Origin of the sequence: Sphingobium sp. SCG-1 (assembly GCF_002953135.1) — a bacterium.
Lineage (GTDB): Bacteria > Pseudomonadota > Alphaproteobacteria > Sphingomonadales > Sphingomonadaceae > Sphingobium.
Genome location: NZ_CP026372.1, coordinates 3,232,276 through 3,245,539, shown reverse-complemented (window position 1 = coordinate 3,245,539; position 13,264 = coordinate 3,232,276). Strand labels below are relative to the sequence as shown.

Annotated in this window: 15 protein-coding genes; 8 read left to right on the top strand and 7 right to left on the bottom strand. The window is 61.1% G+C overall.

What is annotated here, in order from left to right; translation table 11 throughout:
- The first annotated feature begins 15 nt into the window (after window positions 1–15).
- The 6 genes from C1T17_RS14870 (at window position 16) to C1T17_RS14845 (ending at window position 5,624) form a co-directional block, all read left to right on the top strand.
- Window positions 16–903 carry a UDP-2,3-diacylglucosamine diphosphatase gene (locus tag C1T17_RS14870; protein WP_104954111.1) on the top strand — a complete coding sequence of 296 codons (888 nt, stop codon included), beginning with the start codon at window positions 16–18 and terminating at the stop codon, window positions 901–903.
- A gap of 14 nt (window positions 904–917) precedes the next feature.
- Window positions 918–1,946 (top strand): glycosyltransferase family 4 protein, encoded by a 1,029-nt coding sequence (locus C1T17_RS14865; protein WP_104955265.1) that lies wholly within the window; start codon window positions 918–920, stop codon window positions 1,944–1,946.
- Window positions 1,947–2,085: 139 nt separating this feature from the next.
- Entirely contained in the window at window positions 2,086–2,775 is a 690-nt protein-coding gene (locus C1T17_RS14860) for a DUF1013 domain-containing protein (RefSeq protein WP_104954110.1), read from the top strand.
- 165 nt (window positions 2,776–2,940) lie between these two features.
- Entirely contained in the window at window positions 2,941–4,632 is a 1,692-nt protein-coding gene (locus tag C1T17_RS14855) for a long-chain-fatty-acid--CoA ligase (RefSeq protein WP_223262627.1), read from the top strand.
- 71 nt (window positions 4,633–4,703) lie between these two features.
- Complete coding sequence (gene msrA, locus C1T17_RS14850; RefSeq protein ID WP_104954109.1) at window positions 4,704–5,237, top strand: peptide-methionine (S)-S-oxide reductase MsrA; 534 nt, start codon at window positions 4,704–4,706, stop codon at window positions 5,235–5,237.
- A 141-nt stretch (window positions 5,238–5,378) separates the two neighbouring features.
- A complete protein-coding gene (locus C1T17_RS14845; protein ID WP_223262626.1) occupies window positions 5,379–5,624 on the top strand; it encodes a hypothetical protein in 246 nt (81 codons plus the stop codon).
- A gap of 6 nt (window positions 5,625–5,630) precedes the next feature.
- Here C1T17_RS14845 and C1T17_RS14840 read toward each other — a convergent pair whose 3' ends face one another.
- The gene (locus tag C1T17_RS14840; RefSeq protein ID WP_104954107.1) at window positions 5,631–6,596 is read right to left on the bottom strand and encodes an L-threonylcarbamoyladenylate synthase; all 966 of its coding nucleotides are present in this window, start codon (window positions 6,594–6,596) and stop codon (window positions 5,631–5,633) included.
- A 97-nt stretch (window positions 6,597–6,693) separates the two neighbouring features.
- Between C1T17_RS14840 and C1T17_RS14835 the strand changes: the two genes are divergently transcribed.
- Complete coding sequence (locus C1T17_RS14835) at window positions 6,694–7,524, top strand: ATP-binding protein (RefSeq protein WP_104954106.1); 831 nt, start codon at window positions 6,694–6,696, stop codon at window positions 7,522–7,524.
- A 3-nt stretch (window positions 7,525–7,527) separates the two neighbouring features.
- On the opposite strand, the gene C1T17_RS14830 is transcribed toward C1T17_RS14835, so the two are convergent.
- Window positions 7,528–8,847: a PQQ-dependent sugar dehydrogenase gene (locus tag C1T17_RS14830; RefSeq protein WP_104954105.1), complete on the bottom strand. Its 1,320-nt coding sequence runs from the start codon at window positions 8,845–8,847 to the stop codon at window positions 7,528–7,530.
- A 57-nt stretch (window positions 8,848–8,904) separates the two neighbouring features.
- Window positions 8,905–9,078 carry a hypothetical protein gene (locus C1T17_RS21360; RefSeq protein ID WP_189338362.1) on the bottom strand — a complete coding sequence of 58 codons (174 nt, stop codon included), beginning with the start codon at window positions 9,076–9,078 and terminating at the stop codon, window positions 8,905–8,907.
- 195 nt (window positions 9,079–9,273) lie between these two features.
- Between C1T17_RS21360 and C1T17_RS14825 the strand changes: the two genes are divergently transcribed.
- Window positions 9,274–9,483, top strand: a complete 210-nt coding sequence (locus C1T17_RS14825) for a hypothetical protein (RefSeq protein WP_104954104.1) — start codon at window positions 9,274–9,276, stop codon at window positions 9,481–9,483.
- A gap of 1 nt (window position 9,484) precedes the next feature.
- Here C1T17_RS14825 and argC read toward each other — a convergent pair whose 3' ends face one another.
- The 4 genes from argC to C1T17_RS14805 form a co-directional block, all read right to left on the bottom strand.
- On the bottom strand, window positions 9,485–10,411 hold the full coding sequence (gene argC, locus C1T17_RS14820) for an N-acetyl-gamma-glutamyl-phosphate reductase (RefSeq protein ID WP_104954103.1): 927 nt from the start codon (window positions 10,409–10,411) through the stop codon (window positions 9,485–9,487).
- A complete protein-coding gene (locus C1T17_RS14815; RefSeq protein ID WP_104954102.1) occupies window positions 10,408–11,310 on the bottom strand; it encodes an NlpC/P60 family protein in 903 nt (300 codons plus the stop codon). Before C1T17_RS14815 ends, argC begins: the two co-directional genes overlap by 4 nt.
- Entirely contained in the window at window positions 11,276–11,677 is a 402-nt protein-coding gene (locus C1T17_RS14810; protein ID WP_104954101.1) for a MarR family transcriptional regulator, read from the bottom strand. The genes C1T17_RS14815 and C1T17_RS14810 overlap by 35 nt, the downstream gene beginning before the upstream one ends.
- Window positions 11,678–11,739: 62 nt before the next feature.
- Window positions 11,740–13,137, bottom strand: coding sequence for a leucyl aminopeptidase family protein (locus C1T17_RS14805; protein ID WP_104955263.1), 1,398 nt, complete (start codon window positions 13,135–13,137; stop codon window positions 11,740–11,742).
- Window positions 13,138–13,264: the final 127 nt, after the last annotated feature.

The following is a 13,264-nucleotide window of genomic DNA, read 5'->3' as shown; positions in this document are numbered from 1 at the left end:
ATCCCTGGGGGTTTCATGGATACGATCACGCGCCTGCCGTTCCTGGCCGATGTCGAAGACTTACAGAATTTCGACTTTCACTTGCCCGAAGCCGAGGTCGAAGTGCGACGTAAGTATCGCACCGTGTGGATCTCCGACGTTCACCTTGGTACGCGCGGATGCAACGCTGCGATGCTCACGGATTTTCTCGATAATGTCGACAGCGAGACGATGTATCTGGTGGGCGACATCATCGACGGCTGGCGGCTGAAGAAGCGGTTCTACTGGCCCGCCGCGCACAACGATATCGTCTGGCGGATCATGAAGCGAGCGAAGCGCGGCACGCGCGTCGTCTATATTCCCGGCAATCACGACGAAATGTTCCGCCAGTTCACTGGCATGAACTTCGGCGGCGTAGAAATCCGGCGCAAGGCGCTTCATGAGACAGCGGACGGGCGCAAGCTGCTGGTCCTGCATGGCGACGAGTTCGATACGATCATGCTGGCGCATCGGTGGTTGGCCTTCGTCGGTGACGCTGCCTATCACGGCCTGATGAGCCTCAACATCATAGTCAACAAAGTGCGCAACTGGTTCGACTTGCCTTATTGGTCCCTCTCCAAAATGGCGAAGCACAAGGTCAAGAACGCCGTCGAGTTCATCTCCAAGTTCGAGGAAGTCGTGGCGCATGAAGCGGGCGCACGGGGCGTTGATGGCGTGGTGTGCGGCCACATTCATAACGCCGAAATTCGGGAGATTGCGGGCGTCGAATATTACAACGATGGCGATTGGGTCGAGGGCTGCACTGCTTTGGTCGAGCATATGGACGGGCGCATGGAAGTGTTGCACTGGGCCGACGAGATCGCTGCCCGCGAAGCCGCCAAAGCGGCGGCCGACATCGAGGCTGAGGAGTTGCTGGCGGCATGAAGGCGAGCGGCTCCCTGCGGATCGTCATCGTCACCGACGCCTGGGCGCCGCAGGTCAATGGCGTCGTCCGAACGCTGCAATCGGTTGGCGCGGAATTGCTGGCGCTGGGACATCAGGTGCATGTCATTTCGCCCGATCAGTTCAGCTCCATTCCTTGCCCCACCTATCCGGAGATCAGGCTCGCGATGGCGCGTGGCCGCACGATTGGGCGGACCATCGCGGACTTTCGCGCGGACGCGGTGCATCTGGCCACCGAAGGGCCATTGTGCCTCGCCGCGCGCCGCTGGTGCCTGCGAAATCGCGTGCCTTTCACGACGGCGTACCACACGCATTTTCCCGATTATGTTGCCAAGCGCACGGGCCTGCCTGCCGCGTGGTTCTGGCGCTATATCCGCTGGTTTCATGGACCGGCGCAGGCTGTGCTGGTATCCACGCGCTCCGTCCGCGAACAACTCCGCGCGCATGGCATCGTGCAGGTAAGGCCTTGGGGTCGGGGCGTAGATCAGTCCGGTTTTTCGGTCGATGTGCCTCCGCACCCCGCACTGGCCGGGTTGAAGGGACCGATCCAGCTTTACGTCGGCCGGATTGCGGTCGAGAAGAACGTCGAGGCTTTCCTGAAGAACAAGCATCGCGGCACCAAAGTCGTGGTAGGCGATGGCCCGGCGCGGGCGGCGCTGGAGCAGAGTTTCCCCGACGCGCTTTTCCTGGGCGCGTTGTCCGGTCCTTCGTTGGCGGGAGCCTACACCGCCGCTGACGTGTTCGTATTCCCCAGCCGAACCGATACCTTCGGGCTGGTGATGATCGAGGCGCTCGCCTGCGGCACGCCGGTCGCGGCTTATCCGGTAGTTGGACCGATCGACATTGTGACGCCCGAGACCGGCGGTCTGTCCGAGACATTGGAGGATTCCATCGCCATCGCGCTCACGAAAAACCGTGACGCGTGCGCCAGCTATGGCCGCAGCTTCACATGGGAAGTCAGTGCGCAGCAGTTCGTCGCGGGGCTCCACCCGGTGAAGCCGGACGCCCTGTTGGACGCTGCCTGAAAACGCGCTGAAACAGGCGTAAGCGCTTTTCCTTGCCGTTGGCAGAGGTTTGGATTACATCCGGAGTTCTACAGGCCGTCCCGTAAGGGGCGGCCCTTATTGTTTGCAGTTCCGGAGAGCTTTCGTGTCCCAGCCGCTCATGCCCCATGCGACCGCCAGTTGGCTGGTCGATAATACCGCGCTTAGTTTTGACCAGATCGCCGAATTTTGCGGTCTGCACATCCTTGAAATCCAGGCGATTGCCGACGACACTGCCGCGACCAAATACACCGGCCGTGATCCTGTGCGCGCGCATGAATTGACGATGGACGAAATTCACAAGGGCGAGGCGAACCCTGACTACCGCCTGAAAATCCAGAAGGGCCCCGAGCCTGTCCGCCGTACCAAGGGACCGCGCTATACGCCGGTGTCCAAGCGTCAGGACAAGCCTGATGGCATCGCATGGATCATCCGCAATCATCCCGAGATTTCCGATGGCGCGATCAGCAACCTGATCGGCACCACCCGCACGACGATTCAGGCGATCCGTGAACGCAGCCACTGGAACATCGCCAACATCGTGCCAAAAGACCCGGTGACGCTGGGCCTGTGTTCGCAGCGTGAACTGGATGCGTTGGTGGCCAAGGCCGCGAAGAAGGCGGGAATCGAAGCGCCGACGGACTCGCGTCTGGACGGCGACCGCGCTGCACTGATCGAGGAGCTGCGTCGGGAGCGTGACGACAATGTGCGTCGTGCCGAGGAAGCGCTCCATGCCGAATCCGATGCGGCGTCCGAAGGCGCCTTCATCAACGAAGCGGCGAATCTGATCGATCCTTTCAGCAAATCATGAGGCTCTGCGGGGTACTTCCCCGCATCGCCGACATGATCCGGAATTTTTTAGGAGGTGCGGTGCCGTTACGGCATCGTGCCTCCTTTACGTTCGCGGCAACCTGCTGAAATTCTACGCACTGATAGCGGATTGTCAGCCTCGCAATCTCCACTTACATCTCTGTCAATGGAGAGAGAAAACACCGTCTGGAACAGCCGCTACAACCATCCCACACCCTGGGATCAGGTGTTCCCTCCGCTGTCCCTGACGGACATGTTCGTCAACAGCGCGACCGCCCATCCGCATGGCCACCTCATCGATTTTCTGGGCCGTAAATACAGCTATGCCGAATGTCTTGATGGCGTGCGGCGCGTGGCATGCGGCCTTCAGGCGATGGGGGTGCAGAAGGGTGATCGGGTCGGGCTCTACCTGCCCAACGTGCCCCATTATGTCGCGGCTTATTATGGGGCGATGATGGCGGGCGCGATCGTCGTCAATTTCTCGCCGCTCTACACGGCTACCGAACTGGCGCATCAGGTGGAGGACAGCGGAACGAAGATCCTCTTCACGCTGTCAGCCAAAGCGTTGCTGCCGACTGCGCTGGAAGTGCTGGAAGGCAGCAGCCTGGAAAAGCTGGTCGTCGGATCGATTGCGGGTGCCTTGCCCAGGGGCAAGTCGATCCTGTATCGCATGTTCAAGAAGACGGAGATCGTCGAGCGGCCGCATGATCCGCGCGTCGTCTCGTTCTCGAAGCTGATCGCCAACAAGGGCAACTGCACCGTTCAGACGGTCGATCCGGTCGAAGATGTGGCCCTGCTGCAATATACCGGCGGAACCACCGGCCAGCCCAAAGGCGCAATGCTGACTCATCAGAACCTGACGGCGAACGCGCGGCAGGTGCAGATGATTGATCCGCAGGCTGGAACGGCGGACCGGATCATTGGCGTGCTGCCCTTCTTCCATGTCTTCGCCAATACCTGCACGCTGAACCGCACCGTCTTGAATGGTGGAGAAATCGTCATGCTGCCGCGGTTCGAGGCCGTGCAGGTACTCGCTGCGGTCCAGCGGACGAAGGCAACCTCGCTACCCGGCGTGCCGACCATGTATCAGGCGCTGCTGGATCATCCTGCGATCCGCAATATCGATTTTTCGTCCCTCCGCGCCTGTATTTCGGGCGGCGCGCCGCTGCCGCTGGAAGTGAAGCAGCGGTTTGAGGAGGCGACGGGCGCCAAGCTGGTGGAGGGCTATGGCCTTACCGAGAGCAGCCCCGTTGTGTGCTCCAATCCCTATGACGGATTGAACAAGACCGGCACGGTGGGTCAGCCTGTACCCGGCACCCGAGTTAAGCTGGTCGATCGCGAAGACCCGACTAAGCCTCCGCCGGAAGGTGAACCGGGGGAACTGCTCTTTTCCGGCCCGCAGATCATGAAGGGCTACTGGCAGCGCCCCGATGCGGACGCCGAAGTGTTCGTGGACGGGTGGCTGCGCACCGGCGACGTGGGCCTGATCGACGAAGACGGCTATGTTAAGATCGTCGATCGCCTGAAAGACATGATTGCTGTCGGGGGCTTCAAGGTGTTCCCGAGCCAGATCGAGGAAATCCTCTATCACCATCCGTCGATCAAGGAGGCGCTGGTGATCGGTATTCCCGATTCCTATCGCGGCGAAATGCCCAAGGCGTTCGTGACTTTGCAGGACGATGCGCCGGCAGTGAATGACCAGGAGCTGAAGGCCTGGCTTAATCCGCAACTGGGGAAACATGAACGTGTCGCAGCCGTCGAAATACGTGACGCTCTTCCCAAGACGCTGGTGGGCAAATTGTCACGCAAGGAACTGGTCGCGGAGGAACGCGCGAAGGCTGCTGCCGTCCCGGCGTGAGGTGCAAGCTTGTGTGGTGCAGTCGCGATCCTATCTAGGATAGCAACTTAGATCATAGGCAAGGACATTGCATGGCGCAGGAAATCGCGACGCTGGCCGGAGGCTGCTTCTGGTGCACCGAGGCCGTCTATACACGTCTAAAAGGCGTTTCTTCCGTTACGAGCGGTTACATCGGCGGAACGGTTGCCGATCCGACCTATGAGCAGGTGTGCAGCGGGCGTACGGGTCATGCGGAGGCTATCCGCATAGTCTTCGATCCCGATGTCATCAGTTATAGTGACTTGCTGGACATTCATTTCGCGACGCATGATCCGACGACGTTGAACCGGCAGGGTAACGACGTCGGAACGCAATATCGCTCGGCGATCTATCCGCATTCGCCAGAGCAGGAAGCAGAGGCGCGGGCTGCGATCGAGCGCGCGCAGGCCGATTATCGCGATCCGATCGTGACCGCGATAGAGCCGCTGTCGGAGTGGTATCCCGCCGAGGATTATCACCAGCAATATTGGGATCGCGTGGGCACCAAGAACCCCTATTGCATGGCCGTTATTCCGCCCAAGCTACAAAAGCTTCAGAAGAAATTTGCGGAACGGCTGGAAGCCTGAAAATCTAGTCTGGCTTCGTTCATGAACTTCGTGGCATGTGGTTGCTTGAAGGCAGGCGCGAGCGTCTTGTGTGACTTGCCGATGCGTTTCAGAGGTTAGATCATGCCAAGCCGTTACGACCGTTCCCGTTTGATCGTTTTCATGGCGCCGCTCGCCTTGCTAATCCTGCCGGGCTGCATCGCCAGAGCCGCTGTCGACGTGGTGACGCTGCCCGTCCGCGCCGGTTCGCAGGCGGCGGACTGGGCGACAACCAGCCAGGATGAGTCCGATCGCAATTACGGCCGTAAGATGCGCGAGAAAGAGGCGCGCGAGGGCAAGGAGATGAAGCGCGCAGAGAAAGAGCGTCGCCGCGCCTGCCGCGATGCTGGATATGATGACTGCGACTAGGAAAGATCAGGCGGCCGCGCGTTTTAGCCTGTCGTTGATCGCCGCGCCGATGCCGTCCTCCGGGATGGGCGCTATGGCTATGCGTTCCGCAGTGCTGACGTCTGCAATATGGAGCGCCGCGAACAGATTTGCGGCGGCTTCGCTCATGTCGGCCTCGGGACTGAGATTATAGTGGCACGGCATCAGGCCGAAGCCGATCAAATATTCGTCCCGCTCACCCCGCATGGCGTTAAGGCGTAGCGGTTTACTCGGCGCGTAGTGGCTTTCCAGTTGGCCCGGTGCTTCGATGGCTTCCGCCGGTACGTGATGCCCCTCGCTTTCCACGGGCAATCCTGACGCCTTCGCCAGCATATCGACCGTGATGGAGCCGGGACGTAGCAATCGGATACGGGTGTCTTCCGGCGCAACAATCGTGGATTCAAGGCCTTCACTCGTCGGTCCTGCATCCAGGATCATCCGTACCTTGCCGCCAAGGCTGGCTAGCACATGCTCCGCGCGCGTCGGACTGATTGCGCCACTGCGGTTTGCGGACGGCGCAGCCAGGGGCTTACCGCTTTCCCGGATAAGGCCGAGCATGGCGGGATGCGCCGGCATCCGCAGTGCAATGGTTGAAAGCCCTGCGGTCACACGTGGCGCTATGCCGCTGCCGCCAATGAGCGGCAGCACTAAGGTCAGCGGACCTGGCCAGAAAGCGTCCGCAAGTGCCTGCGCGCTTTCTCCGAACAGCGCGATGCGTTTTGCCATTGGCCAGTCCGAGACGTGCACGATAAGCGGGTTGAAGCTAGGCCGCCCCTTTGCTGCATAGATCGCAGCCACCGCCTGATCGTCAGTCGCATCTGCCGCTAGCCCGTACACCGTCTCGGTCGGGACAGCGACCGGCTCTCCGGCCCGGATCAACGTCGCGGCTTCGCGCAGGGCTGTGCTGTCATAACGGCTGGTGCGCGTGGTGAAATGCGGTTGGGAAATGGTCACGGCCTCGCGCTATACCTGTGCGGGCGAGAGCTTAGAAGCGGAAAGCGTCAGAACTGTTACGCTTGCCGAGCAGGAATCCGGTGCGTAAGGCGCGCGAATGACCGATCCAGCTCTATCCCGCATTGCCGACGCCCTGGAGGCGCTGGTCCGCCGTTTCACGCCAGCCGACAGCGCGCCTGTCGACCTTCGCTCGGCCCCTGCGTATCACTGGGATGGAGCCGTGATCCGTGCCGTGGAGGCTTTCAAGCCAGTCGCTTTCGGACTTTTGACGGGAATAGATGCGCAGAAGAACGCGCTGCTGGAAAACAGTCGCCGCCATGCCGAGGGGTATCCCGCGCATGATGTTCTGCTTTGGGGTGCGCGGGGGACGGGAAAGTCGGCGACGGTCGCGTCCTCCGTCGCGCAACTTCAGGGCGAGGGGATGGACGTGGCGCTGGTCCAGTGCGCCACCGACAGCCTTGCCAGCTTGCCCGCATTATTCGCATTGCTGCGCGGCACGAGTCGGCCCTTCATCCTGTTCCTCGACGATCTTGGTTTCGACGATGATGGTGGCGACGCGCGTGCGTTACGGTCGTTGCTGGAAGGAGGCGCCACAGCACGCCCCGCGAATGTGCGGCTGTATGTCACATCGAACCGCCGCCACATCGTGCCGCGTTACCTGAAGGAGCAGGACGACCCCATCAATGTCCGCGATGTTGTGGATGACAAGATGGCGCTCTCCGATCGCTTCGGCCTTAGCCTTGGCTTCCACAATCTCGATCAGGACGCGTATCTGGCGATCGTGTCCGGTTACGCGGCGCGGTTCGGCCTTAGCTACGATCCGCTGGATGCAGTGCAATGGGCGACGCAGCGCGGTAGCCGGTCCGGCCGCGTCGCGTGGCAATATGTGGTTGAACTGGCGGGGCGGGCTGGCAAGTCCCTTAGCTGAGCGTCACTTGCTGACGCGCCAGATCACACCGCCTACATCATCGCTGACCAACAGCGCGCCGGTCTTGTCCAGCGCCACCTGCACGGGCCGGCCGCGTGCATTGCCATCTTTGTCGAGGAAGCCCGTCAGCACATCGACGGGTTTGCCGTTCGCCTGTCCGTCAGCCGTGAAGGGCACGAACATCACCTTATAGCCAGCGGCAGGCTTGCGGTTCCAGCTACCGTGCAGGCCGACGAACGCACCCCGCTCGAACGGCGCACCTAATTTCGAGCCTGTGGCGAATGTCAGGCCAAGTGCGGCGACGTGATTGCCCAGCGCATAGTCAGGACGATGGGTATATTCCCGCAGTTCCGGGCGCTCCGGCTGGACGCGGCGATCCTCATAGCCGCCCCAGTAATTCCATGGCCAACCGTAGAAGCCGCCGAATTCCACGCGCGTCAAGTAATCAGGCACGAGGTCGCTGCCCAGCATGTCGCGCTCGTTCACCACGGCCCAGAGCTGCTGCGTCGAAGGCTCCCATGCCATGCCGACAGGATTGCGCAATCCGCTGGCGAAGATGCGATAGCCGCCTTTCTTCAGGTTTACTTCGAGAATGTTCGCGCGGTTGGCTTCGCTGTCCAGGCCGTTTTCGCCGATGTTGCTGTTCGATCCCACCGCAACGTACAGCAACGTCCCGTCGGGACTGGCGAGCAGATTTTTCGTCCAATGCATGTTCGGCGCATTGGCGGGCAGGTTCATGATCTTGCGACCCTCGGCCGTGATCTTCGTCTCGCCGCTCGTGTAGGGGAAGGCCATCAATGCGTCAGTGTTTGCGACGTAGAGCGTGTTGCCGACCAGCGCCATGCCATAGGGGGAGTTGAGGCCGGTCAGAAAAACGGATTTGACCTCAGCTTTACCGTCACCATCGGCATCACGTAGCAGAGTGATGCGGTTGGGCGAAGCGACGCCAGCGCCCGCCTTGTTCATCAGCCAGCCCATGATCCGATCCTTGATGCCGGTGGCTTCGCGTGGCGGGCTGTTGGTCTCTGCAGTCAGAATGTCGCCGTTAGGTAATTGCAATAGGGAACGTGGGTGGACCAGTCCCTCCGCGAAACGCGCCACTTTCAGTCCTTTGGCAGGCGTAGGGGCTTCGCCAGTCTTCCAGCCGACTACATCGGCGATGTTGACCGTTGGGATCATTTCGCGGCGCGCGATCGTGAAAGTCGGGTCTTTCCCTACGTCCTGGCCCGCCGCCAGTTGGGCCGTATCGCCGCGCGCCAGATACAAAAATCCTCCGGCCGCGACGGCGAGGATGACGAGCAGCAATAGCCAGTATTTTTTCATGGCACCGATCTAGGTCGATGCCGATCCGCCCGCAAGCGCCGCGCGCAGAAATAGCCTTTAGCGGCGTTCGCGAAGCCAGAGCAGGAGAGCTATCACTATGCCAAGACCAAGGCCGGAGAGCAGGCCGATCGTCGGCTGGCCCATAAAGCCACCGCCAATGACGCCGACGAAAGCAAGCAATGCGATGATGGCGCCTGCGCCGGTCGGGTTCTTCTCTTCAGGTGTCGTCATCGGCGATCTTTGCCATGCTTCCATTTGGGACGCCATATGTATCACGGCGGCACATCTGTCCCGAAATGACATTTGGATAACGCCGTGTTGACCTTCCTATGCCGCAGTCGGCAGCCATAGTTGGTTTTTGGCATGATGCGTGAAGCAAGGAGGACGGACTACCGCCCGGTTCTTCGGCGGTCTTCGGGGACATCGATGCAAACACCTTATCTACTCGACCGCGCCAGCGTGGACGACGCCGCTGAACTCATCGCCCAATATGGCGATAACGCCGTGTACGAGGCGGTCTCGCGTGCCGACCGCAGTCGCGACTTAGGCAATCATATCCACTTTTGCCGCTGGCGTCAGATTGAGCGGCTTATTGTGCTGCTGTCAGTCGAAGCGCCGCTTGGAACCATTCACTGAATCAGAGGCGCAATCCCGCGGTCTCCTCAAGTCCCGCAAGGATGTTGAGGTTCTGCACGGCGGCACCCGCTGCGCCCTTGCCCAGGTTATCGAGCGCTGCGACCAGACGCACCTGCGTGCCTGCCGCGTCGGCGAAGACGAACAGGTCCAGCCGGTCTGTGTTCGCGCATCGTTCGATCGTAAGTGTCGCGGCATCGTAATCCTCGATCAGGCGGACGATTTGCGAACCCGCATAGACATTGCGTAGCGTCGACTTGATGGCATCCACCGAAGGCGTGCCGGGCATCGCACTGACCGGTAAGGGTACGTCGACGATCATTCCGCGATGCACGGGCACCACGGCGGGTGCAAAGACGGGGGCGACAGACAGGCCGCAATGCGTCTGCATCTCCGGCACATGCTTGTGCGAGAGGCTCAGCGCATAGGTCGAGAAGGCAGAGGTCACGTCGCCGCCTTCATAGTCCGCGATCATCGATTTGCCGCCGCCCGAATAACCCGACGCTGCGTTGCTGGCGAGTGGCCAGTCGGGAGGGACCAGGCCAACGCGCACAAGTGGCGCGACGAGAGCGATGAAGCCTGTGGAGTAGCAACCCGGATTGCTGACTCGCTTCGATTGCGCAACGATGTCACGGCCCGAGATTTCGGGGAACCCGTAGACCCAACCCGGCGCAACGCGATGCGCGGTGGATGCGTCGATGACCTTAGTACGATCATTGTCGATCAGCGACACCGCTTCGCGGGCGGCTTCGTCGGGCAGGCAGAGGATCACGATATCGGCGTCGTTAAGCGCCCGCCTGCGCGCCCCGGCATCCTTTCGCTCTGCGTCAGACAGCGAAATTAGCGTCAACTCCGGCCGGTCTCCTAAGCGCTCCCGGATCTCAAGGCCTGTCGTGCCCGCAGCGCCATCGATGAATATATGCGTGGTCATGCGCCAATCCTCCGCCGCGCCAGTATCGGCTGTTCGTATTCGGAAGTTAGCCGCGCGATTACGTCCACCAAGGGTTCGATGACTGTGCTCATCCAGAATGCATTGGCGTGGAGGAGGTGTTCCTCGTCCGCCATTACGCCAACATGGCCAGGAAAGAAAAGGAAGTCACCCCGACGCAACTGTGCGTTGTCCGCCAAGGGACGGCCGATACCTTCGCGCTGGAGGTCGGTATCGCGCGGAACGGCTATGCCGCACTGCGCCAGCGCTATTTGGATCAGCCCCGAACAGTCGACGCCCTGATGCCCGCGCCCACCCCAGACATAGGGCTGGCCTATATAACGCTCTGCGACGGCCACCCAGTCGGTTTCCAGCATGTCGACTGGCGCGGCATGGCGCGAGTGGACGAAGCCTTCCGCGCAGGAAAGGAAGTTGCCATCCTCAACTGACGGGAAAACCGATGCGCGGGGCCAGTAATCAACAATCCGGGACTTGATGCTGGGCTCTGCAAAAACCGGGGCGAGGGCGGCACTGACCCGATGCGTCGCAATCTCCCGCACATCTAGTGCTTCGCGCCGAACATAGCCGACATAGCCGTCGTGACCGCAGAAGCCCCAGGCCCATTCGCCATTGACGTCAAGGACGTGAAAGATTTCGCCGCGCAACAACTGCGAGACGCTTTCAGCGCTAGCGGATTTAGCGGATTTGACGGGTGCTCCAGGTGAAACGCAGCTCATCTCGGCCGCGCGGGCATAATGTGCGGAAAATAGTACCCCCGCTAACGACACGTCAGCGAGGTCGCTCCGCACTGCATGAATGCGCTTGTCGAGTTTTACTGATCGGCCCTGTAGCCGAAAGCTTGTGCGGTCAGGTTGCGCGCCCGTTTTTGTCTCGCCTTTCATCGCGGCCTGTTCCTGCGATGAAACCGTTGAATCCGTCAAGAAAATCTGCCCCTTTAGGTGTCCGCGCGACGAAAATGTTCCGGCGGTCGGTCACATCACGCTCGCGGCGCAGATAGCTTAGAGCAGACAATTTGTTAAGAGCGCGTGTGATGACAGGTTTGGAGACGTTCAGCGCCTCCGCCAGGCCACGCACGGTATGCGGTCCCGGCTCTACATATACCATCATCATCAGGGCCATTTGCCGGTTGGTCAGATCAGGTTCACCTGACCGGACATAATCGACCAATGTGTGCATCCACTTGTCCAGCATCGGCGATGGCCGGCGTTCGGCAAGGGCAGTATCATGGGGTGGGGCCTGAACGTTCATATCGCTCAAACGCGCAACATGATATCCGGTTGCGTAACGGATTGGGTTTACGGTTATTTAGGTTAGGTTTGTGGTTCGTAACGCATTTTGAGCATTGCGAATGCCGCACGAAGGCCCAGCGCTTCGCCGCCTTTAGGCCGACCGGGCTTGCCTGCGGGTCGCCAGGCGAAGGTATCGAAATGCGCCCATGGCGTGCCGTCAGCCACGAATTTCTGCAGGAACAGAGCCGCAGTGATCGATCCGGCGAAGCCGCCTTCGCCCGCGTTGTTTACGTCGGCGATGTCTGATTTGAGCATCTCGCCATAGCCACTCCACAGAGGCAGACGCCACAAGGGATCGTTCGTCGCGGTGCCCGCCTGTTCCAGATCCTGCGCAAGGCCGTCGTCATTGGCGAAAAGTGCGGGGAGATCGGGGCCAAGGGCGACTCGCGCCGCACCCGTCAGCGTCGCGAAGTCCAGGATGAGTTCGGGATTGCCCTCGACCGCCTTGGTAAGCGCATCGCCCAGAACCAGACGTCCTTCTGCGTCGGTGTTGCCGATCTCCACGGTCAGGCCCTTGCGAGAGGTCAGGACGTCACCGGGGCGAAACGCGTTGCCGCTGATCGCATTTTCAACGGCGGGTATCAGCAGGTGCAAGTGAACGGGCAGGCGGTTCGCCATGATCAATTTCGCGAGAGCCAGTGCATGCGCCGCACCGCCCATGTCCTTCTTCATCAGCCGCATGCCGGAGGATGGTTTGATGTCGAGGCCACCGCTGTCGAAGCACACTCCCTTGCCGACGATCGCCACGCGGGGATTTTTCGGATCGCCCCAAGTGAGTTCGATCAGGCGCGGCGCGAAGCTCCGGTCGGCGGCGCGACCGACTGCATGGATCATCGGGTAGCCGGTGGCGAGCGGATCGCCCTGCGTCACTTCCACTTTCGCGCCATAAGCGGAAGCGATTACGCCAGCCGCCGCTTCCAGATCAGGCGGTCCCATATCGGCGGCAGGCGTGTTCACCATGTCGCGGACAAGCGCCACCGCCTCTGCCATCACAATCGCTGGTTCGATCTGCCGCACATCCTCGCTCAGCAAGATGCGAGCCCCGACAGGGTTCTCCTCCCGCCGATAACGGTCGAACCGATATTGCGCCGTCAGCCAACCCAGCGCCGCTGCGCCGGGCCGACGATCATGCAAGCGGTAAGTGCCGGCGGGCAGCACCTCGGCGAGTTTGGCGAGGCACCAACTCGATAGCGTGCCGACATCCGCAACGCCCGCGACCACCGACCAGTCGTCCGCGGCATCGCCCGGCAGGATTGCATGTTCAAAGCCCTTGCCGCTGAACTTCTGCGCGGCGACGGCCGTGCGGGCGCGTTCGGGCTGAGCATTCAGCCAGCCGGGGAAGCTGCTCGTGTCGACCAGATGGATGGAGCGGGCGGGCTGGCCGTTGTCGGGCTTCAGCAATTCGGCAAAGTCTGTCATCGCCATGATGTAGGGCAGGGCCGGGGTACTTGAAAGACGGCTTTTCGCCGCGCCTGCTATCCTGCTCGTCGCAGTTGGGCATTGAAACGTTGGGCGAAGGGCATATCATGGCGGCAGGAAAAGCATA